The sequence below is a fragment of the Nocardioides bigeumensis genome, from assembly GCF_039531755.1.
Taxonomy (GTDB): domain Bacteria; phylum Actinomycetota; class Actinomycetes; order Propionibacteriales; family Nocardioidaceae; genus Nocardioides; species Nocardioides bigeumensis.
This window is the reverse complement of sequence record NZ_BAAAQQ010000013.1, coordinates 495076-517521: the sequence shown is the minus strand read 5'-3', so window position 1 is coordinate 517521 and position 22446 is coordinate 495076. Positions and strand designations below refer to the sequence as shown.

The window sequence follows — 22446 nt, the reverse complement described above, 5'->3', positions numbered from 1 at the left end:
CGCGGGCACAATGTTCCCCACCATGACCCAGCCCCCTGACGCATCGCCCGACCCGCAGAGCCCGAGCCGGGGGTTGGGCATCCCGGGCCTCGTCGTCGCCTCCGAGGTGCGCCGCAACCGCAAGCGCGGCGTGTCGTACTGGTGGAAGGTGTTCCGGCTCTGGCCCCGGTCGGCGCGGTGGGCGGCGTACGTCGCGCTCGGGCTGGTGCTGCTGCTCCTGGTCGTGGCGGTCACCGGTGTGGTCGTGGTCCGCAGGCCGCTGCCTGAGTACGCCGGCGAGCTCGAGCTGCCCGGGCTCTCGGCGCCCGTCGACGTGCTCCGGGACGACAACGGCATCCCGCAGCTCTACGCCGACTCACTCGACGACCTGCTGATGGCCCAGGGCTTCGTGCACGCGCAGGAGCGGTTCTTCGAGATGGACGTGCGGCGGCACGTCACCAGCGGGCGGCTGTCGGAGCTCTTCGGCGAGGACACCGTCGAGACCGACCGGGTGATCCGGACGATGGGCTGGCGCCGGGTCGCCGAGCGCGAGCTGGCCGTGGTCGAGCCGCAGACCCGCCAGGCGCTCGAGGCGTACGCCGCCGGCGTCAACGCCTACCTCGAGTCGCGCACGCCGAGCCAGCTGGCCGTGGAGTACACCCTGCTCGAGGTCGGCGGCCTCGACTACACGCCCGAGCCGTGGACGCCGGTCGACTCCCTGGCCTGGCTGAAGGCCATGGCGTGGGACCTGAAGGGCAACATGGACGACGAGATCGGCCGGGTCCTGACCGGGGTCGACCACACGCCAGCCGAGGTGGCCCAGCTCTACCCGGCGTACGACTTCGAGGCGAGCCCGCCCATCGTGAGCTCGGGCGCGGTCGTCGACGGCGTCTTCGACCAGGCCGCGACAGGCGGCACCCGCAACCCCGAGCGGCCGCCACCGGCGTTCGCCCAGGCGGGGGACGCGTTCGCGCGCGTGCAGGCTGCGCTCGACGCCGTGCCCACGCTGGTCGGGCGGGGCGACGGGATCGGCAGCAACTCGTGGGTCGTCGGTGCGGAGCGGTCCGCGACCGGCGCGCCGCTGCTGGCCAACGACCCGCACCTCGGCATCTCCCTGCCCGGGATCTGGATGCAGATGGGACTGCACTGCCGGACGGTGTCGGAGGACTGCCCGATGCAGGTGGCGGGGTTCACCTTCTCCGGCGTGCCTGGCGTGATCATCGGCCACAACGCCGACATCGCCTGGGGTTTCACCAACCTCAACCCCGACGTCACCGACCTCTTCCTCGAGAAGGTGCGCGACGACGAGTGGCGCTACGACCGCCAGTGGCAGCCGATGGAGGTGCGCACCGAGACCATCGAGGTGCGCGGTGGTGACGACGTCGAGGTCAGAGTGCGCAGCACCGACCACGGCCCGGTGCTGTCCGACGTGATCAGCGACCTGGCCACCGTCGGCGCCAACGCCGCCGGGGCCAAGGACGACTACGCCGTCTCGCTCGCCTGGACCGCGCTCCAGCCGACGACGACGGCCGACGCGATCCTCGCGCTGAACATCGCGACCGACTGGGACTCGTTCCGGGCCGCCGCCAGCGACTTCGCGGTGCCGTCGCAGAACATGGTGTACGCCGACCGCGAGGGCCACATCGGCTACCAGTCCCCGGGGCTGATCCCGATCCGGCAGTCAGGCAACGACGGGTCCGTCCCCGTGAAGGGGTGGCGCCCGGAGAACGACTGGACCGACGAGGTGGTGCCGTTCGAGGCGCTGCCGCACGTGCTCGATCCCGACGAGGGGTTCGTCGTCGCCGCCAACCAGGCGGTCATCGACGCCGACTACCCCTACTACCTCACCGACGACTGGGACCGCGGCTACCGCTCGACCCGGATCCGCGAGCGACTGGAGGCGGATCCGAGCGTGTCGGTCGCGGAGATGGGCGCGATCCAGAACGACTCGGTCAACCCGATGGCACGCACCCTGGTGCCCTATCTCCTCGACGTCGACGGCCTGCCCAACCGCTACTACCGCGACGGTCAGGACCTCCTGCGCAGCTGGGACTTCCGGCAGCCTGCGTCCGGCGAGGGCAGCGCGGCGGCGGCGTACTACAACGCGGTCTGGCGCGCGTTGCTGCGGCTCACCTTCCACGACGAGCTGCGCGAGTCCCTGTGGCCGGAGGGCGGTCAGCGCTGGTTCGCGGCCGTCACCGGGCTGCTCCGTGACCCCGGCGCGACCTGGTGGGACGACGTGACGACCGACGACGTGGTCGAGACCCGCGACGACGTCCTGCTCCAGGCGATGGAGGACGCGCGCGACGAGCTCACCCGCCAGCTGGCTCTCGACGCCGACGACTGGACGTGGGGCGACCTCCACCGGCTCGACCTGCGCACCTCGACGTTGGGCGAGTCCGGCATCGGGTTCGTCGAGTGGCTCGTCAACCGCGAGGGCTACGAGGTCGGCGGCGGCAACGCCGTCGTCGACGCCACGGCCTGGGACGCCGCCGAGGGCTACGAGGTCGACAGCTCTCCGTCGATGCGGATGGTCGTCGACCTCGGCGACCTCGACGCCTCGCGCTGGATCTCGATGACCGGCGTCTCCGGCCACCCGGCGTCCGGCCACTACGTCGACCAGACCGACCTCTGGGTCGAGGGGGACACCCTGCCCTGGCCCTTCACGCAGGAGGCCGTCGACGAGGCGGCGTCGGACACGCTCACGCTCACACGGGCCACGGACGAAGAAGACAGCAGCGGCGGCTGACCAGCCGTCGTAGGGCTAGAAGCGCGTGATTCCTGACGGGGTCGCGGCGGCGAGCACGGACCGGTCGTGGGGTTCGACGGGTACGTCGCGACCGACCTCGTCGTCGTACAGCAGCACGCAGGTGAAGGTGCCGACCGGGACCCGCGAGAGGGCGCGGTCGTAGCACCCGGCGCCCTTGCCGATGCGGTAGCCGTGGGCCGACACCGCCATGCCCGGCAGGAGCAGGGCATCGGGGGTGGCGATGGCGTCGCGGCCGAGCGGCGGGCTGGTCGGCTCGAGGAGCCCGTAGCGCGCCGGGGCCAGGGACGCGGGCCCTGTGTAGACCGCCCAGTCGAGGTCGAGGAAGAAGCGGCCCTCCTCGGTGCGATCGCTGATCGTCAGCGGCAGGACGACCCGCTTGCCCGCTGCTAGGAGGGCGTCGAGGAGGCGGGAGGTGCCGGGCTCCTCGCCCACGGAGACGTACGCCGAGACGCTGGCCGCGCGGCGTACCTCGGGGAGGTCCAGGACGTGTGCTGCGAGGCGTTCGGCGGCCTCGGCGATCTCCGCCACCGACAGCCGGTTGCGCGCGGTGACGAGCTGGTCGCGGAGCGCCGTCTTCGCGGCGGCGAGATCGGGGACGTCGGGGGAGGGCCCGGGTCGGCCCTCGTGTTGCGTAGGCACGAGGTCAGCCTACGATCGAGGCATGGGTTCCCCTGGCCTGCACCGCGCCCGCGACAAGATGCAGCGAGCGGGCGTCGATCCGACCGCGATCGAGGTCTTCTCGCACTACTACCGGCTGCTCGAGCACGGCGAGACCGGGATGATCCCGGAGTCCACGATCGACCCGCTCGAGATGGAGTCGCTGGCCGACGTCGAGGTCGATGACGAAGCCGCGAGCGAGGCCCTGCGGGGGACCGTCGTGATCAAGCTGAACGGCGGTCTCGGGACGTCCATGGGCATGGACCGCGCCAAGTCGCTGCTGTGCGTGCGCCGGGGCCTGTCCTTCCTCGACATCATCGCCCGGCAGGTCCTGCACGCCCGCAAGGTGCACGACGCGACCCTGCCGCTGATCTTCATGGACTCCTTCCGCACCAGCGCGGACACGATGCACGCGCTCGCGCGCTACGAGGACCTGGCCGTCAAGGGCCTGCCGCTGGAGTTCCTGCAGAACAAGGTGCCCAAGCTGCTCGAGAAGACCCTGGAGCCGGTCGACTTCCCCAAGGACCCCGACCTCGAGTGGTGTCCGCCCGGCCACGGCGACATCTACACCGCGCTGCTCGGCACCGGCCTGCTCGACTCCCTCGTCGAGGCCGGCTACAAGACGGCCTTCGTCTCCAACTCCGACAACCTCGGCGCCGTCCCCGACCCGAAGGTCGCCGGCTGGTTCGCCGGCTCGGGGGCGCCCTTCGCGATCGAGGCCGTGCGGCGTACCCCCTCCGACAAGAAGGGCGGGCACTTCGCCCGCCGCAAGCAGGACGGCCGCATCGTTCTGCGCGAGACGGCCCAGACGCTGAAGGAGGACCAGGACGCCCTGGCCGACCTGGACCGGCACAAGTTCTGCTCCACCAACAACCTGTGGTTCGACCTGGTCGCGATGCGCGAGACGCTGCGCGCGCGTGAGGGCGTGCTCGGGCTGCCGCTCATCCGCAACGTCAAGACCGTCGACCCGGCGGACGCGTCGACGCCGAAGGTGATCCAGGTCGAGACCGCGATGGGCGCGGCGATCGAGCTCTTCGCGGACTCACGGACCATCGAGGTCGGCCGCGACCGGTTCGTGCCGGTCAAGACCACCAACGACCTGCTGGTGCTGCGCTCCGACGTCTACGACATCGGCCGCGACTTCGTGCTCGACCAGGCTGCCGACGAGGTGCCCTACGTCGAGCTCGATGTCGACTACTACAAGCTCGTGGGCGACTTCGACAAGCGTTTCCCCGAGGGTGCGCCCTCGCTCAAGCAGGCGCAGTCGCTCAAGGTCGGCGGTGACTGGACCTTCGGTCACGGCGTCCGGGTCGTCGGCAAGGCCGAGCTCCCGGAGAAGTCGGGCGCGCAGCGGGTCGACGCCGACAGCACGCTGGGGGAGCGGGCTCCGGCCGGCGTCGCAGATGGCTGAGCCGCACGCGGGCACCGTCTCGGTCGAGGAGCACCTCACGCGGATCCTGGCCGCGGTGGGTCCGCTGCCGGCGTACCCCCAGCCGCTGCTCGATGCGCTCGGACTCCCGGCCGCCGAGGACGTCGTGTCGCCGATCCCGCTGCCGAGCTTCGACAACTCCGGCATGGACGGGTACGCCGTGGTGGCGGCCGACGTCGCCGGCGCGAGCGAGGAGACACCGGTCGTGCTGCCGGTCGTCGGCGAGATCGGCGCCGGCCAGGCCGGGCTGCTCGCGCTCTCACCGGGCACCGCGGCCAAGATCATGACCGGGGCGCCCGTGCCGAAGGGCTGCGACGCGGTCGTGCCCTACGAGTGGACCGACCGCGGTGTCGCGAAGGTGACGATCACCCAGGCGCCCGCGGTCGGCCAGCACGTGCGGCCGGCCGGCGAGGACGTCACCGAGGGCGACCTGCTCGTCCAAAGCGGCACGGTGCTGGGTCCCCGGCACCTCGGCCTCCTCGCGGCGGTCGGTCGCGCGACGGTGCTCGCGCGACCGCGCCCGCGCGTCGTGGTGATCTCCACCGGGTCCGAGCTGCGCGACCCCGGCACCGACCTCGGGCACGACTCGATCTACGACGGCAACTCCTACCTGCTCGCCGCCTCCGTGAAGGCGGCCGGCGCGATCGCCTACCGGGTCGGGATCGTCCCGGACCAGCCGAAGCTGTTCCTCGACGCGCTGTCCGACCAGCTGGTGCGCGCCGACCTGGTGGTCACGTCGGGCGGTGTGTCGCAGGGCGACTTCGACGTGGTGAAGGAAGCGCTGTCACCACTGGGCACGGTGTGGTTCGGCGGCGTCGCGATGCAGCCGGGCAAGCCCCAGGGCTTCGGGGTCGTGGGGGACAAGGAGGTCCCGATCTTCACGCTGCCGGGCAACCCGGTGTCGTCGTACCTCTCCTTCCAGATGTTCGTGCTGCCGGCCCTGCGCACCATGATGGGTCGCCGCCCGGTGTCGCGGCCCGTGGTCCGTGGCCGGCTGACCCGTGACATCAGGTCGCCGAAGGGACGGCGTCAGTTCGTCCGTGCGGAGTGGGAGCAGGACGGTGGGGGCGGCAGTGTCACCCCGGTCGGCGGTCACGGCTCGCACCTGATCGGCGACCTGGCCGCGTCCGACGCGCTGGTCGTGGTGCCCGAGGACGAGACGTACGTCGCCGCGGGTTCGGCTGTCGACGTGTTGCTGCTCGACCACGACTTCTGAGCCGACTCAAGCACTAGGGTTCTAGCCGTGGACCGGCTGACGCACGTGGACGAGTCCGGCGCGGCTCGCATGGTGGACGTGTCCGGCAAGGACGTGACCGCGCGCACGGCGACGGCCTCGGGCCGGGTGCTCGTCTCGGCGGCCGTCGTCGAGCTGCTGCGCGGTGCCGGCGTACCCAAGGGCGACACGCTGGCTGTGGCCAGGCTGGCCGGGATCATGGGCGCCAAGCAGACACCGTCGCTGATCCCGTTGTGCCACCCGCTGATGCTGTCGTCGGTCACCGTCGACCTCGTGGTCGCCGACGACGCCGTCGAGATCGCGGCGTCCGTCTCCACCACCGACCGCACCGGCGTCGAGATGGAGGCGCTGACGGCCGTGTCGGTGGCCGCCCTGACGGTGATCGACATGGTCAAGGCCGTCGACAAGGGCGCCGTGATCACCGACGTGCGCGTGGAGACCAAGTCCGGGGGCAAGAGCGGGGACTGGTCGAGATGACCCCCGGCGGCCCTGACGCCACGGGGCTCTCCGCAGGAGTCGTGGTCGCGTCGAACCGCGCGGCGGCCGGGGTGTACGACGACACGACCGGGCCGCTCATCACCGACTTCCTGGCCGAGCTGGGCTTCGTCGTCGGCAACCCCCAGGTGGTGCCCGACGGCGACCCGGTGGGCGAGGCGATCTCGGCCTTCGTGTCGGCCGGGGCGCGTGTCGTGCTCACCACTGGGGGCACCGGCCTGACGCCCACCGACCGGACCCCGGAGGCGACGCGGCCGTTGCTGGACCGGGAGGTGCCCGGGATCGCCGAGGCGATCAGGGCCGCCGGCGTCGCGGCCGGCGTGCCGTCCGCAGTGCTCTCACGCGGTGTCGCCGGGGTCGTCGGCGACTGCCTGGTGGTGAACCTCCCCGGATCGCGGGGCGGTGTGAAGGACGGGCTCGCGGTGCTGCGCCCGTGGCTGCGGCACGCCGTCGAGCAGATCGTCGGGAGCGACCATTGAACGGGCCCGCGCACGCCTGGCCGGTGGTCCTCACGTCCCGTGCGATCACGCTGCGGCCGCTCGCCTACAGCGACGCCGCGGCGTGGCGGGCGGCCCGGCAGGGTTCGGCCGACTGGCTCTCGCCGTGGGACGCCACGGTCCCGCCAGGTGGCCAGGGCCGGCCGGCGTCGTTCCGTGCCCTGGTGCGGACGCTGCGCCGGGCCGCCCGGCACGGGTCGGCGTACCCCTTCGCCATCGACGTCGACGGCGCCTTCGCCGGACAGCTGACGGTCAGCAACATCGTGCGCGGGTCCGCGCAGTTCGCGTCCATCGGCTACTGGATCGACCTCAAGTACGCCGGCCGCGGGGTGATGCCCCGCGCCGTGGCGATGGCGATCGACCACTGCTTCTTCACGGCGGGACTGCACCGCATCGAGATCGCGATCCGCCCCGAGAACTCCAACTCCCTGAGGGTCGTGGAGAAGCTCGGGATCCCCGAGGTGGGCTACGCGCGGCGCTACCTGCACATCGACGGCGCGTGGCGCGACCACCGTCTCTACGCGATCACCGTCGAGGAGTGCCCAGAAGGCGGTCTGCAGGCGCGGCTCGACGCCGCGGTCACCTGACTCGGCTCGATCTGTCGACGAACCACACCAGTCACACGAGTTTCTTGCGACACACGGCGCCGCCTGCGGGCGTCGTACGCCGCGCCCTCCTAACCTCTGAGTCGTGGAACTGAGCGGACTCATCTTCGTGGCCCTCGCGGTCGCCTGGGCCGCCTACCTCATCCCCAAGGCTCTGCAGCACCACGACGAGGTCGTGCGCAGCCGGTCGGTCGAGCGGTTCTCCCACCGGATGCGGGTGCTGGCCCGGCGCGAGCCGGTCAACGGCCGCAACACCCGGCTGGTGGTGACGCCGACCCGCTCGGCCGCTCCGCCGGTCGCGACGGCGAAGGGGTCGCTCCTTGCCGAGGCCCGCCAACGCCGAGAGTCCGCAGCCATGGCGGCCCGCCGTCGTCGTCGCGTGCTGGGGCTGCTCCTGGTCGTCAACGCCGCCGCCGCCGTGGTTGCCGCGATGTCGCTCATCAGCTGGTGGTGGCAGGCCGCCCCGGCAGGGCTGCTCGTGGCGTGGCTGGTCGCGTGCCGGCTGATGGTCAAGTCCGAGCGTCGCCAGCGGCCTACCCGCCTCATCGAGGCGCACTCGGTGGAGGAGCTCGTCGAGCAGGCGATCATGGAGACTCCCGACGGCGACTCGCCGCTCGAGGACACGATGGCGTCGCCGGCGCCGATGGTCGTCGAGGTCGCCGTCGACGAAGGGACCGATCCCGCGCTCTGGGACCCGCTGCCGATGACGCTGCCGACGTACGTGTCGAAGTCGACGGCGCGTCGTACTGTCCGCACGATCGACCTCGACGCCACCGGCGTGTGGTCGTCGGGCCGCTCCGAGTCCGACAGCGCCATCGCCCGTGAGGCCGACGCCGCAGAGCGCGAGGGCCGCGAGGGGCGCACCCGTCGTGAGGGTGGCGACGGCCGTCGCGTCGTCGGATCCTGACCTCTCGGCCGATCCCGGGCGTCGCCGCCGAGGGTTAGCCTCGAAGCGATGAGCTATCACGTCGAGGCATCCCGGTTCGTGCGCGGTGTGACCGCGCCCCACGCGTACGACGCGCTGATCGCGGCGCCGCTGCCCCAGCTCTTCGACCGGCGGGCGCTGGCGTTGTCGGCGGTGCGCGAGGTGCGCGGCCAGGACGGCGACTGGGGCACGGTCGGCCAGACCCGCACCATCGTGCTCGCCGACGGCGGCACCCTGCTCGAGACCCTCACCTCGGTCGACCGGCCGCGCCACTTCGGCTACGTGCTCAGCGACGTGACCGGGCCGCTCAAGATCCTGGCTGACACCGTCGACGGGGTGTGGTCGGTGGCGCCCGAGCGCGACGGCGTGCGCATCGGCTGGGACTGGACCCTCCACCCGACCCTGCCTGGGCGCCCCCTCATGCCGGTCTTCGGTTGGATGTGGCGCCGGTACGCCGCGCTCGCCCTCGAGCGCGTCGAGACCACCCTGCGCGCCTGATTGCCGTCGCGCTAGCAACCCCGGCGGTCGATTCGGAAGGGGCCAGATCGGCTGATACCGTTGCCACTCGCATCAGGCGACTGGTGCGGCTGGGGCTGTGGCGCAGTTGGTAGCGCGTCTCGTTCGCAATGAGAAGGTCAGGGGTTCGAATCCCCTCAGCTCCACCACGCGCACACCGCGCTGACCTGCGGTTTTGTTTGAGCCGCTCCCTTTCACTCATCAGTTATGTCAAGCGTTCTTCGGGTTCGCGTACCCCCGGCGTACCCCCTCGATCGAGGAGTCGCCCATTCCGCCCAGTCTCCTGGTCATCGCGACTGGCATCGAGCGCCTGAGGGCGAGTGCTTGGAGCGCAGTCCGGCCGTTGGGCGACGGAAGAGATCTATAGTCGCGCTAGATTGGCGGAGGTCCGAGTGGTTGCCGCCTACCGCGACCTCTTCAGCAAAGACAAGCGCCTCACGCGTCGCAGCGTCCGGGATGCCCGACCGCCAGTTGTAGACCAGCACGAGCCCCCAACGCCGCTCCACTTGCGGGGACCATCGCGAACCAGCGTGACGACTGCACGGCAACCGCCGCTCGCAATTCCGGGTGCTCACCTGAACGATCCACAGCAGCACGTCAACCGCAGTTATCCACAAGGACGGCGCACCGGCGGCTTGGCGGAGCCATGGCGAATGTAAATGGGAGGGAGCCGACCCGCGAAGGGAGACCTATGTTCGCCTGTCCTGGAACGTCAGTCAAGCGTCGTCGACATGAGTGGTCGAGTCCGGCCTCAGGACTCCACCTGAAGGCGACGAGTTCCTCACGCCGAAAGGGAGGCCCCACATGCCGAGCGCAAAGGCGGGCTGATCGGGTAGGTGGCCTTCCCCCGCGGCCCGGGAGTGACTGCCCACCGGTGTCGTCATGGCCATTGACACGCTCGGCTGTGTGCACCATGCTGCATCTTACATGCAATGTTAGTCAGAGGGCCGGCGGTGTGATCTCTGCGCCGGTCCACGCGGATTCGACGGGACCGACCACATGCGCCAGACCGCCCGCGGGCACGTTGCCCAGTTCTCACTGCTCGACGACGAGTTCGTGGCTCTGCGCGACTATGCCGACAACATCGACTCGCGTGAGGACGGTCGGATCCTCGAGCTCATCTCCGGCTCCCTCACGGGCGCACCCGACGTGCACATCGGCATCTGCCGGTTCGAACCGGGTGACTACCACATCAAGCACCACCACCCCGCTGGATCGGAGTGGTACCTGCTGCTCGCGGGAGAAGCCCTCGTCCACCTCGACGGCGTCGACCACCCCGCCAAGCGCGGCAGTGTGTTCTACATCCCCGCCGGCGTCACCCATGCCTTGCGCGCCACCGGCACGGAGACCGTCGAGCTGCTCTTCGGTATCTCCCACGCCGAGTACGCCGACATCGGCCTCGTCTACGACGAGTGAGCCATCGGCTGCCCCGGATTTCTCGGATCGTCCCATTCCACCCCTGAACGGAGAACGAGTGCATGCGCAGGATCCTGAGTAGTTCACTATCGACGTCCGACCGCCGGCGCCGAGCGGGCGGCTCGGCCGCCCGATCGCTGGTCGCGGCCGTCCTGGCCGTGTCACTTGCCGCCTGTGGGGGAGGCGGAGGAGACGGCGGGGGCGGCGGCTCCGCCTTCGACGACATCAAGGAAGCAGGCGTGATCAAGGTCGGGTACGCCAACGAGGCGCCGTACGCCTACCAGCAAGGCGGCGAGCTCACGGGCACCGCGATGGAGCTCCTGAAGGCGTTCTTCGCCGAGCACGACGTGGAGGTCGAGGGCGAGGTCGTCGAGTTCGCAGGCCTGATCCCCGGTCTCGAGGCGGATCGCTACGACATCGTCGGTGCCGGCATGTACATCCTCCCCGAGCGCTGCGAGATCGCGAACTTCGGCCCTCCTGAGTACCAGATGAACACCGCCTTCGCCGTGGCCCGGGGCAACCCGCTGGGGATCACCAGCTACCAGGATGTCGTCGACAGCGACGCGGTCTACGCCACGTCCAGCGGCGTCGCCGAGATCGAGTACGCCGAGGTGGCGGGCGTTCCCGAGGACCGCATCAAGATCTACCCGTCGTACGCCGACGCCGCCGCGGCACTGGGTGCCGGTCGGGTGGACGTGATGGCGCAGCAGCAGATGGGTCTGAAGTCGACGCTGGAGGCGTTGGACTCCGACCGCGTCGAGTACGTCGACCTGACCGAGCCCCCGATCGACGTGCGGGGGAACCCGGCTGTCGGCTACGGCGGGACCGTGTTCCCGAAGGAGTCCGAAGATCTGCGTGAGGCCTACACCGAGTGGCTGGCGCAGGCCCGTGAGGACGGCTCCTACCAGGAGATCATGGCGGAGTTCGGGTTCGGCCCCGACAACATCCCGCCGGCCGACCTCACCGCCGAGGATCTCTGCAGCGCAGAGTAGCTGCGCCGACACGTCGATCACCTACCAGCCGAGCCGGAGGTTCACATGTGGGCAGTCCTGGAGGCTTACGCCCCTGACCTTGCGCGGGGTGCGCTGACCACGATCGTGCTGGCTCTCTCCGGGGGGGCGGTGGCACTCGCCACCGCCCTTCCCCTCGGGATCTGCCTGACCAGCAGGCACAGGGGAGTGCGCTGGGCGGCGCGATGCTGGGTCGAGCTCTTTCGCGGTGTCTCGGCACTGGTCCTGCTCTTCTTCTGCTTCTACGTGCTACCCCTGTTCGCGATCCCCTTGACCGCGTTCCAAGCGGCCACCATCGGACTCGGCGTGAACATCGGCGCGTACGGCGCCGATGTCGTCCGCGGGGCGATCGAGTCCGTGCCGAAGGGCCAGATGGAGGCCTCGGTGGCGCTGAGCATGCCACCGGGGATGGCCTTGCGGCGGATCATCCTCCCTCAGGCCCTGGTGATGATGCTGCCCTCGCTCGCGACCCTGCAAGTGATCCTGCTCAAGGCCACCGCCCTGGCATCCCTGATCGCGGTCACCGAGCTCACCGCCGAGGCCAACCGGATCGCCCTAGTCGACGGACACAGAGACACCCTGTACTTGATGATCCTCCTCATCTACTTCGCGCTGTCCTTCATCTTCTCCGGGATGTTCCGCGTGGCCGAGAGCCATCTGTCCCGTCGTCTGCACGTCCACAGGGTGAACGCATGACCTTCGACTGGGAGTACGCCCGCGAGATCTTCCCCGACCTGGCGAGCGGGGCGCTCATCACGGTCTACGCCACGCTGCTCGGCATGGTCGCGGCCTGCGTCGTCGGCCTCGTGCTGTGCGTCATGGGGTACGTGCCGTTCCGGCCGGTCCGCATGACGGCACGGTGGGTCGGTGAGTTCCTGCGGAACACCCCGCTGCTGATCCAGATCTTCGCGCTCTACTACATCCTGCCGCAGGTCGGGATCTCGCTGCCGGTCTTCGCCACCGGAGTCGCGGCGCTCGGCCTGCAGTACGCGGCGTACGTCTCCGAGACGTACCGAGCCGGCATCGACAGCGTCCCCCGCGGCCAGTGGGAAGCCAGCCGCGCCCTCAACCTGGGAGCCCTCCACACGTGGGCCGGCATCATCATCCCCCAGGCCGTACGCCGGGTGGTGCCGGCGCTCGGGACCTTCATGATCGGCATGTTCAAGGACTCGCCGCTGCTGTTCACCATCGGCGTTGCCGAGATCCTGTCCGAGGCCATGAACGCCGGCGGGCGGACCTACAAGTACACCGAGCCGATCATCATGGTGGGCGTCTTCTTCTTGGCGATGAGCCTGGTCAGCGCCCTCCTCCTGTCGCTCGTCGACCGTCGGCTGGCCACCAACGGGCGCGTGTGATGAACACCCTCCGACCCCGGTGCCTCGCCCGAGGTGCCGCTCGACCAGACCCGGGAGCCGCCCCATGACCAACGACCACTCACTCACCCTCGTCAACTGTGCGGTGCTCGACGTCCGCACGGGCGACGTGGAGAGCGATCGCGCCATTCGGATCGAGGGCGGGCGGATCCGTGAGATCGCGGGCTCTGCCGGAGCCGGAGATGCCGACCGCGTCGACGTCGGAGGCCGGGTCGTGATGCCGGGGCTGATCGACGCGCACGTGCACGTCATGGCCTCGGACCTCAAACTGTCCATGCTGCCCAAGCAGTCGTCCACGCTCCTGACCGCCAAGGCGGCGTCGATCCTGAGCGACATGCTCATGCGTGGGTTCACGTCGGTGCGGGATGCCGGAGGCGCGGACTGGGGCCTGGCCGAGGCCGTCCGGACCGGGTTGCTCCCGGGCCCCCGGTTGTTCATCGCAGGCAAGGGGTTGGCGCAGACCGGCGGCCAGGGTGACTTCCGAGAGTTGGAAGAGGTCGCTCTCCCGGACTACTGCACCCACTCGCTGGGCTCGATGAGCCGCGTGGCCGACGGCGTCGACGCAGTCCGCGCCGCCGTTCGCGAGGAGCTCCGCCGGGGCGCCGACCAGATCAAGATCTTCGCGGGAGGCGGCATCGCCGGCGGAGTGCCGCTAGCGTTCTCCCACTTCACCGTGGAGGAGATCAAGGCGGCCTGCGACGAGGCCGCGGCGGTCGGCACCTATGTCATGGCGCACGCCTATGCCGCCGATTCGATCCTGCGCGCTGTCGAGGCCGGCGCGAGGACCATCGAGCACGGCAACCTGATCACGGAGGCCGTGGCCGAGAAGATCGCCGGCCGGGCCTATCTCGTCCCGACGCTGTCCGCGCTCGACGGTCGACTCCGCCACGCCGACGAACTGGGAATCAGTCACGAGGTGCGGGACATCATGACCCACGTGATCGCAGAAGGCCTTCGAGGGATCGAGATCTGCGGTCGGGCGGGTGTCCCGGTCGGGTTCGGGACCGACCTGGAGGGGATCATCCACCCCTATCAGATGACCGAGTTCGAGCTGCGGGCCCAGGTGCAGAGCCCGCTCCAGCTCGTCCAGTCCGCCACGGTGGTGAACGCCGAGATCCTGCAGAAGGAAGGCGAGCTCGGCGTGGTTGCCGAGGGAGCGCTCGCGGATCTGCTCATCCTCGACGGCAACCCGTGCGAGGACATCGGTGTCCTCCTCGATCCGAGAAGGCTGCGCGGCATCCTCAAGGACGGAATAGTGATCCAGCATGACTTCTAAGTCAACGGGTCAGGGTGACCCCCAGACCTCGGCGCACAGGACAGCCGCTTCATGGAGAGAAGGCAGAGCTTTGACCGAGGTTCCGGAGAGATTCGTCAGCCGAGGCACGCCGGCCGCGAGCATTCCGCCGCGTGCCCGCATCGTCGACGAGGCCTACAACGCCATCAAGCAGATGATCATCACCAACGAGCTGAAGAGTGGGCAGGTGATCAGCGTGGCGGCGCTCGCCGACTACCTGGGCGTCAGCCGGTCGCCCGTGAGCAAGGCTTTCACGGCTTTGGAGCAGGACGGTTTCGTGGAGTCCGAGCCCTTCAAGGCTCCTCGGGTCGCGGTGCTCACTTCGAAGTTCGTCCGAAACGTGTACGGGGTGCGGACCGCGCTCGAGGCGCGCGCCGCCGCGGACGCCACTGCCAACCTGACCGACACCGACCTGTCCCAACTCTCAGTCGCGTTCGAGGCGTTGTCGAAGGCGGGGGGACCTGCGGACAAGTCGGCGGTCTTCGAGTTCGACGCCAAGCTCCACCGGCTCTTCGCCGAGCGCGCCGACAACGAGCTCCTCAGCACGTTCCTGGGCAACCTGGAGCTTCATCTGGTGCGGATCCGCAACGTCTATGGGGAGCACATCACCTCGCAGGCCGAGATCGAGAGGCAGTACGAGGAGTTGCAACGGATCGTCCGCGCGGTGACCGAGCGCGACGCAGCGGGTGTCGAGGCCGCGATGAACGAGCACGTGTCCCGCCACGCCCAGCGCCTGATCGCGAAGATCGACGAGGATGGTCGCCGATGAGCCACGCCGGTGCGGAGCCGCGCTCCGCCGTCAGTCCGGGACAGGACCAGCTCGTCGAGCTGCTCTCGAGCCTGGTGAGAATCCCGTCGACCAATCCCCCGGGAGGCGAGCTGCCCGTGGCCGAGTACCTGGGCGAGGTCTGGCGCCTGGCCGGCTTCGAGGTCGAGATCGACAGGTTCGACTCCGACCGCGCGAACGTCATCGGCCGTCGACGCTTCGGACCAGGGCCCACGCTCCTCTTCAACGGCCACATGGATGTGCAGCCACCCGGGCGCGGCTGGACGGTCGACCCGTTCGGCGCCGTGGTCGTCGGAGACCGGCTCTACGGTCAAGGTGCCGAGGACATGAAGGCCGGGCTCGCCGCCATGACCGCCGCGGCCGTGAACTACGCGGCGACCGACCGCGATCGCGGCGAGTTGGTCCTCACGGCCGTGGCCGACGAGGTCTGTGGCGGAGTGCAGGGTACTAAGCGGCTGGTCGACCAGCGGTTGCGTGCAGACTTTGCCGTGGTGTGCGAGCCCACAGGCACTGAGCTGTACCTGGCGCACAGGGGTGCCTTGTGGCTGAGACTCGAAACTGCCGGGCGGTCAGCACACGGCGGGCGCCCCTGGCTCGGCCGCAACGCCATCAACGGGATGGTTTCCTGGCTGGCCGCCCTCCAGGAATGGGCCCCAACGACGCTGAGGCGCACTCAGCATCCGCTGCTGCCGGACAACACCCTCAACATCGGGTTCGTCGCGGGTGGCCACAAGATCAACGTGGTGGCGGACCGGTGCACAGCCGAGATCGACCTACGGCATCTGCCGGACGCGGACACCGCCCAGCTGGTCGACGAGATCCGCGCCATCGGCGCCGCCACCAGTCCCGACTGCCACACCAGCGTCGAGCTGGCCGGATCGGTCGACCCGATGGAGACACCGGTCGACAGCCCGATCGTCGCCATCTGTCAGCGTGCCTACGAGGCGACCGTCGGCTCGCCGGTCCGCTTCGGGGCAACCGCCGGCTTCCAGGACGCCCACTACCTGTCGCGGGACCTCGGGATTCCCACCGTCATGTTCGGCCCGTACGCCGCGGCAGCCACCGAGGGAGACGACTATCCCTCGCTCTCGGGCCAACCCGACGAGTGGGTCTCTCTCTCAGCCGTGACAGCGACAACCAAGGTCTACGAAGGGATTATCCATGGAGCTCTCAACGCCTAGTGCCGTGGACACGGGGCAGCTCGAGCCCGCCGAGACCCAGATTCCGGCTCTGTCGATCCGCGGCCTGACGAAGTCGTTCGGGGACAACCACGTCCTTCGTGGCGTGGACCTCGACATCCCGGCCGGACAGAAGGTCGCCTTCATCGGTCGCAGCGGTTCGGGCAAGACGACCCTGTTGCGGCTGGTGATGACGCTGGAACGACCCGACGCCGGCGTGATCGAGGTCGGAGGCGTGCCCCTAGGCGTACGCCGCACGGACAACGGCTATGTGCCGGACAGCCGGCGACACATCGCCGAGGTGCGACGCAACATCGGGATGGTCTTCCAGCAGTTCAACCTCTTCCCGCACAAGACAGTGGTGCAGAACGTCATGGAGGCGCCGGTGAAGGTCCTCAAGCAGCCTAAGGACGAGGCGCGCGCGGCTGCGGTGGCGTTGCTGGAGAAGGTGGGTCTGGGGCACAAGGTCGACGAACACCCGAGTCGTCTGTCGGGCGGTCAGCAGCAACGTGTTGCGATTGCGCGCGCGCTCGCAATGCGGCCGCAAGTGATGCTGTTCGACGAGGTGACCTCCGCACTGGATCCGGAGATGGTCGGAGAGGTTCTTAACGTCATCCGTGACATCGCCACCGAGACGTCGATGACGATGCTGTTGGTGACGCACGAGATGCGGTTCGCCCGCGACGTCGCCAACCGCGTCATCTACATGGAGGACGGTGTCGTGGCCGAGGACTCGCCACCCGAGGTCATCTTCGAGAACCCCACCAACCCCCACACGCGCAACTTCCTGCGCGCCGTACTGAACCATTGAGGTCTCGCTGCACGACGGGAACGCAGACGGCCGACGCGACCCCGCGCGCCACGGTCGACCACTTCGTGATCGCCACTCGTGACCTCGACCAGACAGTGGATGACCTCCACGAGGTTCTCGGCACTCGACCGGTCGAGGGCGGCGCGCACATCGGGCGGGGCACCCGAAACTACCTGGTCGGCCTCGGCGACACCTGCTACCTCGAGGTCATCGCCGTAGACGAAGCCCAACCGGAGCCGGATCAGCCGCGACTCTTCGGCCTGGACAAGGCTTTCGGTCCCAGTCGCCTGGTGACGTGGGCCGTGACGGCCGACGACTTCGAGGCGGCACGGACCCGAGCCGACGCGGCCGGTGCGCCACTGGGGGAGGTCGGAGAACTGCGCCGCGCTGCCGCGGGAGGAGAGGTCCGGGTGCGGCTCACCGAACGCCCCGACGTCCTCGAGGACGGGGTCGTCCCGTTCCTCGTGGACTGGGGGACCACGGATCATCCCGCACCGAACCTGCCGCGCGTCGACCTGGTCGGTCTCAGGCTCAGCCACCCCCAGCCGGCGCGCATCCGTCGGCTGCTGGTGGCACTCGGTGTCCGGCCTGCCCTGGTCTGGGGCGTGACCCCCGCACTCGAAGTCGTCGTGCAGGGGACCCACGGGCTGGTGGCCCTTCGCTGAGCGCTGCGTCGGGGGAGATTTCCTTGACATCAGCAATTGCATGCAGCATGCTGCTCCCAAGATCCAATTACTCGTCCGACCGAAGGAGAGCCGCGTGACCGCCAATCTCACCGAGAGGGTTCCCGCAGGGGTTGTCGCCGCAGCACAGCGCCAGCCGATCGCGGGGACCACGGTCGCGAGTGGGGAGTCGTTCCGCGCCGTGTTCGGGACCTTCCCCACGGGCGTGACGATCGTGACGTGTTCGGATCACATGGGGCTGCCGGTCGGCATGACCGTGAGCGCCGTCACGGCGCTCTCGCTCGACCCTCCGCAGCTGCTCGTCTGTCTCCAGCGCGGCAAGTACACACTCGACGCGATCTGCGAGTCCGGCCGCTTCGGGGTCAACTTCTTGTGCGACGACCAGTCCTTGCTGTCCGCGCGCTTCGCCTCCAACCGGTTCGACAAGTTCACCGGTGTGTCCTGGACGCCCGGATACCACACCGGCGCGCCACGTCTGGATGGTGTGCTGGCGTTCGCCGAGTGCGTGGTCCAGGACATCGTCGAGTCGGGCGACCACCAAATCGTCATCGGAACGATGGTCGCCGGGCGCAGCCGCGAAGGATCCGCGCTCGTGTACTGGAACCGCGCCTACCACCGTCTCGTTCGCCAGGTCGGCTGAGCGGCTGTGTCGCCTCCGGCGGCGGCCCTGGGGCGCAGCTGCCTCGGATGATGTCCAACCTCCACCACGCACAGAAAGAAGACTCGACATGGACTTTGCTCCCTCGCCCGAGGTCGCGGAATGGGTCGCCAAGGCTGAGGCCCTCAGGCCGATCCTCGCGGAGCGCGCCCGCAGGTACGACGAGGAAGGTTCGTGGCCGAAGGAGAACATGGAGCTCCTCACGGAGCAGGGCTTCCTGAAACTGGCCGTCCCGGCCGAGTTCGGCGGCTTGGGCACCTCCGCGGGCTTCGCGCACTTCCTGCCGCACAGTGTCATAGAGGTGATCGCCTCTGCCTGTGCCAGCACCGCGTGGGCACTGACCACCCAGTACCACTGTCACGGCCTGATCGCCGGACTGGGGAGCCCGGACCAGCAGGCCTGGTTGTTCAAGGAGATCGTCGACAACGGCGTGCTGATGGCCACCGTCGGCAGCGAGGTCGTCCCGCAGCAGCGTCTGGCCACCGGCAAGGAGACGGGCAGCATCCAGTTCAACGCGGAGTTCAGCAAGACCGAGGACGGGTTCGTCGCCAACGGGACCAAGGGCTTCACGTCGATGGCTGCGGCCTCGACGTACATCCTCTACTGGGCACTCGCCCCCGGCACCGAGAACTCCTCCGAGGGCCTGGTCCTGGGCGTGATGAACGCCGGCGACCCGGGCGTGCACTTCCTGCCTGGGTGGGAGGAGGTCATCGGCATCCGAGCGTCCCTGTCCGGGCCCACCAAGTTCGAGAACGTGCCCATCGCTAACAAGGACGTCCTCGGCCAACCCGGCGACTACGTCCAGAAGCACCCGTACCTCTTCGAGCTGACCTACGCCGCCCTGCTCCACGGCATCGCGCAGGGCGCCTACGACTTCGTGATCAAGGTCTTCAACGAGCGCCCTTACCTCGCGGACGAGGACGGGCTGAAGTACACGTTGGGCGAGATGTCCAGCTGCCTCCAGGCCACCCGCGCGTCGTGGTGCTACGCCCAGTGGCTCTACGACGTGGGCCGATACGACGAGGCGTCCGTCGCCTCCCTCCGGGCCCTGCACTCGGCGAAGACGAACGGCATCTTCGTCGCCACCAAGGCCTTCGATGTCGTGGGCACCAGGGCGCTGTTCAAGTTCAACCCGCTCGAGCGGGCCTGGCGAGACATCCGCACGGTGTCCTTGCACACCCGCGAGAGCCAACTGATGAGCCTCGTGGCCAAGTCCGAGATCTCGGGAGACCTGTTCGCGAAGGCGAAGTACGGTCACCGGATCGCGGCGAACGAGCGCAAGACCTGGACCGACCTCGGCATGCCCGAGCTCGAGAACAACTGAGCCGGGATCGCCGGTGACGTTCCAGCAGCTCTGGGCCGAGACCCAGCCCGTCGGCCGGGCTGACCGGTGGGGCGGCTACCACCGGATCCTCGGCTCCAGCGCGGAGCTCGAGTTGCGGGAGTGGTTCGTGGGGGCCGCGGCGAGCCGAGGAATGCACGTCGAGGTCGACCGCGCGGGAAACCACTGGGCCTGGCTCGGTGACCCCGACGCCGCGCGGGACCGAGGGCAGCGTCCCCTGGTCGTGGGATCACACCTGGACTCGGTACCCGGAGGCGGCGCCTTCGACGGCGCGCTGGGCGTCGTCTCGGCCTTCGCGGCCATCGACCAGCTGACGGACGAAGGGCAGATGCCTGCGGCCCCGGTCGCGGTCGTCTCCTTCGCCGAGGAGGAGGGGAGCCGGTTCGGGATCACCTGCCTCGGCTCTCGCGTGCTGATGGGATCCCTGCCGCGCGAGGAGGCGCTCGCCCTGCGCGACCCCGACGGGGTCACCATGGCCGAGGCCTTGCGCGCGAGCGGGGCCGACCCCGATGCGTTCGGGCCGGACCCCGAGGCCACGGCGCGCATCGGGACGTATGTGGAGCTGCACATCGAGCAGGGTCGAGGACTCGCCGACCTGGACCGCCCGGTGGCGGTCGGCTCAGCCATCCGCCCCTATGGGCGCTGGAGGCTGGTCCTCCAGGGCGAAGGCAATCACGCCGGGACGACCCGCATGGTCGACCGACAGGACCCGATGCTCGTCCTGGCCGAGGTGGTCCGAAGGACCTGCGAGGCCGCGCTCGCACGCGACTGCGTCGCCACGATCGGCAAGCTCCACGTCGACCCCAATGCGGCGAACGCGATCCCCGCGCGCGTGACCGCCTGGCTCGACGCTCGAGGGCCCGACGAGGCCTTGGTCCACGAGGTCGCGGCCGAGGTCGCCGCGATCGAGGGAGTCGACAGCGTCCAGGACTTCTTCACCTCGCGCGAGAGCTTCGACGGGCCGCTCGCGGAGTCGTTGGCCGAGCTTCTGGACGACGCGCCCGTGTTGGAGAGCGGCGCTGGTCACGACGCCGGGACGATGGCCGCGGCCGGCGTGCCGAGCGCCATGCTCTTCGTCCGCAATCCGACAGGTGTCTCGCACTCACCGCAGGAGCACGCCGACGAAGCCGACTGCGTCGAGGGCGTGCGCGCCCTGGCCCAGGTGATCCGGCAGGTCGCGTCATGAGGATCGGTGTCCCCAGGGAGGTCAAGGACCACGAGTACCGGGTGGCGATCACGCCGATCGGCGTGCACGAGCTGACCGAGCGTGGTCACGAGGTCTTCGTGGAGACGGGCGCCGGCATCGGCTCGCAGGTCCCCGACGAGGAGTACCTCGCGGCCGGGGCGAAGATCCTGGAGTCCGCCGACGAGGTGTGGGGCAATGCCGACACCGTGCTCAAGGTCAAGGAGCCGATCGCCGAGGAGTACCACCGGCTTCGTGAGGGCCTGACGCTGTTCACCTACCTCCACCTGGCGGCCGACAAGCCGCTCACCCAGGCCCTGCTGGCCAGCCAGGTCACCGCGATCGCCTACGAGACGGTGCAGCTGCCCTCGGGCGTGCTGCCGCTGCTCTACCCGATGTCCGAGGTTGCCGGCTGCCTGGCCCCGCAGGTCGGCGCGTACTCACTGCTGCGCGCCTACGGCGGCCGAGGAGTCCTGCTCGGCGGGATCGGCGGCGTGGCGAACGCGAAGGTGGTCGTCATCGGCGCCGGCGTGGCAGGGCAGAACGCCGCCAACATCGCGCTCGGCATGGGCGCCGACGTCACGCTGCTCGACACCGACCTCGACAAGCTGCGGATGTCGTTCTGGCGCTACGGCAACCGGGTGCACGGCCTGGCATCGTCCACGCTGGCGATCCGGGAGCACGTGATGGAGGCGGACCTGGTGATCGGTGCCGTGCTGATCCCCGGCGCGGCAGCACCGAAGCTGGTGTCCAACGAGCTGGTCTCGCGGATGAAGCCTGGGTCGGTGCTGGTCGACATCGCCGTCGACCAGGGAGGGTGCTTCGAGGACACCCGTCCGACCACGCACGCCGACCCGACGTACGAGGTGCACAACTCCATCTTCTACTGCGTGGCGAACATGCCCGGCGCGGTGCCGAGCACCTCGACGTACGCGCTGACCAACGCGACCCTCCCGTACGTCGTCGCCGTGGCCGACAAGGGCTGGCAGCAGGCGTGCCGCGACGACCGCAGCCTGGCGCTTGGTCTGAACACCCACGCCGGGCGGCTGACCAATGATCGTGTCAGCGAGGCTGTCGGAATGGATGCGGGGTCTGTCGAGGAGGCTCTCCGATGATCCCTGCCAGTGCCACACCCCGCGATGGCGACGGGGACACGAGCCCCTCCTCATCCGGGCCATCACGTCGAACGCTCGGACCGTGCCGGTGACCTCGGCGCCAGGTGCGGACCGAGACAGGAGGCGACGGTGGTGAACCTCGTGATCGAGGTCGTCGGGTGGATAGGCGCCGTGGCGGTCGTCGGCGCCTACGGGTTGGCTGCGTCCGGCCTCCTCCCGACAGACCGCCCAGGCTCGGCAGGGCTGAACCTGGTGGGTGCCGCGGGGCTCTTGTTGAACTCGGCCGCGAATCAGGCCTGGCCGTCCGCGGGACTGAACCTCGTGTGGCTCGTGATCGGAGTCATGAGCCTCGCGCGGTTCGTGTTCGGCACTCGCAAGTCCGGTCGGCTGATCCCGGGCGACGCCCACCGGCTCGACGTCGCGGCCCGCCTCTATCCACCGGACTCCGCGGCGCCAGACCCCCTGAGGCCCGGCTGAGGCCGGCACCCG

At 69.6% G+C, this 22446-nt stretch carries 23 protein-coding genes and 1 tRNA gene; 23 read left to right on the top strand and 1 reads right to left on the bottom strand.

Features of this window, described 5'->3' with window-relative positions:
* Positions 1-22 precede the first annotated feature (22 nt).
* The gene (locus tag ABD295_RS16695; RefSeq protein ID WP_344304937.1) at positions 23-2728 is read left to right on the top strand and encodes a penicillin acylase family protein; all 2706 of its coding nucleotides are present in this window, start codon (positions 23-25) and stop codon (positions 2726-2728) included.
* Positions 2729-2743: 15 nt separating this feature from the next.
* On the opposite strand, the gene ABD295_RS16690 is transcribed toward ABD295_RS16695, so the two are convergent.
* Positions 2744-3388, bottom strand: a complete 645-nt coding sequence (locus ABD295_RS16690) for a 5-formyltetrahydrofolate cyclo-ligase (RefSeq protein WP_344304936.1) — start codon at positions 3386-3388, stop codon at positions 2744-2746.
* A gap of 22 nt (positions 3389-3410) precedes the next feature.
* On the opposite strand from ABD295_RS16690, the gene ABD295_RS16685 reads away from it, so the two are divergent.
* From ABD295_RS16685 to ABD295_RS16580, 22 genes are all read left to right on the top strand, one after another.
* Positions 3411-4817, top strand: a complete 1407-nt coding sequence (locus ABD295_RS16685; RefSeq protein WP_344304935.1) for a UTP--glucose-1-phosphate uridylyltransferase — start codon at positions 3411-3413, stop codon at positions 4815-4817.
* A complete protein-coding gene (gene glp, locus ABD295_RS16680) occupies positions 4810-6051 on the top strand; it encodes a molybdotransferase-like divisome protein Glp (protein WP_344304934.1) in 1242 nt (413 codons plus the stop codon). Before ABD295_RS16685 ends, glp begins: the two co-directional genes overlap by 8 nt.
* Positions 6052-6078: 27 nt before the next feature.
* Positions 6079-6546, top strand: a complete 468-nt coding sequence (gene moaC, locus ABD295_RS16675; protein ID WP_425574104.1) for a cyclic pyranopterin monophosphate synthase MoaC — start codon at positions 6079-6081, stop codon at positions 6544-6546.
* Positions 6543-7043, top strand: coding sequence for a MogA/MoaB family molybdenum cofactor biosynthesis protein (locus tag ABD295_RS16670; RefSeq protein ID WP_344304933.1), 501 nt, complete (start codon positions 6543-6545; stop codon positions 7041-7043). Before moaC ends, ABD295_RS16670 begins: the two co-directional genes overlap by 4 nt.
* Positions 7044-7066: 23 nt before the next feature.
* On the top strand, positions 7067-7648 hold the full coding sequence (locus tag ABD295_RS16665) for a GNAT family N-acetyltransferase (protein ID WP_344304931.1): 582 nt from the start codon (positions 7067-7069) through the stop codon (positions 7646-7648).
* A gap of 103 nt (positions 7649-7751) precedes the next feature.
* Positions 7752-8573, top strand: a complete 822-nt coding sequence (gene sepX, locus ABD295_RS16660; RefSeq protein ID WP_344304929.1) for a divisome protein SepX/GlpR — start codon at positions 7752-7754, stop codon at positions 8571-8573.
* 48 nt (positions 8574-8621) lie between these two features.
* Complete coding sequence (locus ABD295_RS16655) at positions 8622-9089, top strand: SRPBCC family protein (RefSeq protein WP_344304928.1); 468 nt, start codon at positions 8622-8624, stop codon at positions 9087-9089.
* A gap of 91 nt (positions 9090-9180) precedes the next feature.
* Positions 9181-9256, top strand: a tRNA-Ala gene (locus tag ABD295_RS16650).
* A gap of 850 nt (positions 9257-10106) precedes the next feature.
* The gene (locus ABD295_RS16645; protein ID WP_344304926.1) at positions 10107-10523 is read left to right on the top strand and encodes a cupin domain-containing protein; all 417 of its coding nucleotides are present in this window, start codon (positions 10107-10109) and stop codon (positions 10521-10523) included.
* Positions 10524-10585: 62 nt separating this feature from the next.
* A complete protein-coding gene (locus tag ABD295_RS16640; RefSeq protein WP_344304925.1) occupies positions 10586-11515 on the top strand; it encodes a transporter substrate-binding domain-containing protein in 930 nt (309 codons plus the stop codon).
* Between the two features lie 45 nt (positions 11516-11560).
* Complete coding sequence (locus ABD295_RS16635; protein WP_344304924.1) at positions 11561-12229, top strand: amino acid ABC transporter permease; 669 nt, start codon at positions 11561-11563, stop codon at positions 12227-12229.
* Positions 12226-12888: an ectoine/hydroxyectoine ABC transporter permease subunit EhuD gene (gene ehuD / locus ABD295_RS16630; protein ID WP_344304923.1), complete on the top strand. Its 663-nt coding sequence runs from the start codon at positions 12226-12228 to the stop codon at positions 12886-12888. The genes ABD295_RS16635 and ehuD overlap by 4 nt, the downstream gene beginning before the upstream one ends.
* A gap of 64 nt (positions 12889-12952) precedes the next feature.
* Entirely contained in the window at positions 12953-14182 is a 1230-nt protein-coding gene (locus tag ABD295_RS16625) for a metal-dependent hydrolase family protein (RefSeq protein WP_344304922.1), read from the top strand.
* A gap of 70 nt (positions 14183-14252) precedes the next feature.
* The gene (locus tag ABD295_RS16620; protein WP_344304921.1) at positions 14253-14969 is read left to right on the top strand and encodes a GntR family transcriptional regulator; all 717 of its coding nucleotides are present in this window, start codon (positions 14253-14255) and stop codon (positions 14967-14969) included.
* Positions 14966-16168, top strand: coding sequence for a M20 family metallopeptidase (locus ABD295_RS16615; RefSeq protein ID WP_344304920.1), 1203 nt, complete (start codon positions 14966-14968; stop codon positions 16166-16168). The genes ABD295_RS16620 and ABD295_RS16615 overlap by 4 nt, the downstream gene beginning before the upstream one ends.
* Before the next feature lie 103 nt (positions 16169-16271).
* Positions 16272-16976, top strand: coding sequence for an amino acid ABC transporter ATP-binding protein (locus tag ABD295_RS16610; protein WP_344304919.1), 705 nt, complete (start codon positions 16272-16274; stop codon positions 16974-16976).
* 65 nt (positions 16977-17041) lie between these two features.
* On the top strand, positions 17042-17641 hold the full coding sequence (locus tag ABD295_RS16605) for a VOC family protein (protein WP_344304918.1): 600 nt from the start codon (positions 17042-17044) through the stop codon (positions 17639-17641).
* A 94-nt stretch (positions 17642-17735) separates the two neighbouring features.
* A complete protein-coding gene (locus ABD295_RS16600) occupies positions 17736-18299 on the top strand; it encodes a flavin reductase family protein (protein WP_344304917.1) in 564 nt (187 codons plus the stop codon).
* A gap of 88 nt (positions 18300-18387) precedes the next feature.
* Positions 18388-19641 carry an acyl-CoA dehydrogenase family protein gene (locus ABD295_RS16595; RefSeq protein ID WP_344304915.1) on the top strand — a complete coding sequence of 418 codons (1254 nt, stop codon included), beginning with the start codon at positions 18388-18390 and terminating at the stop codon, positions 19639-19641.
* Positions 19642-19654: 13 nt separating this feature from the next.
* On the top strand, positions 19655-20845 hold the full coding sequence (locus ABD295_RS16590; protein WP_344304914.1) for an allantoate amidohydrolase: 1191 nt from the start codon (positions 19655-19657) through the stop codon (positions 20843-20845).
* Positions 20842-21957: an alanine dehydrogenase gene (gene ald, locus ABD295_RS16585; protein WP_344304913.1), complete on the top strand. Its 1116-nt coding sequence runs from the start codon at positions 20842-20844 to the stop codon at positions 21955-21957. The genes ABD295_RS16590 and ald overlap by 4 nt, the downstream gene beginning before the upstream one ends.
* Before the next feature lie 129 nt (positions 21958-22086).
* Positions 22087-22434 (top strand): CBU_0592 family membrane protein, encoded by a 348-nt coding sequence (locus ABD295_RS16580; protein ID WP_344304911.1) that lies wholly within the window; start codon positions 22087-22089, stop codon positions 22432-22434.
* Positions 22435-22446: the final 12 nt, after the last annotated feature.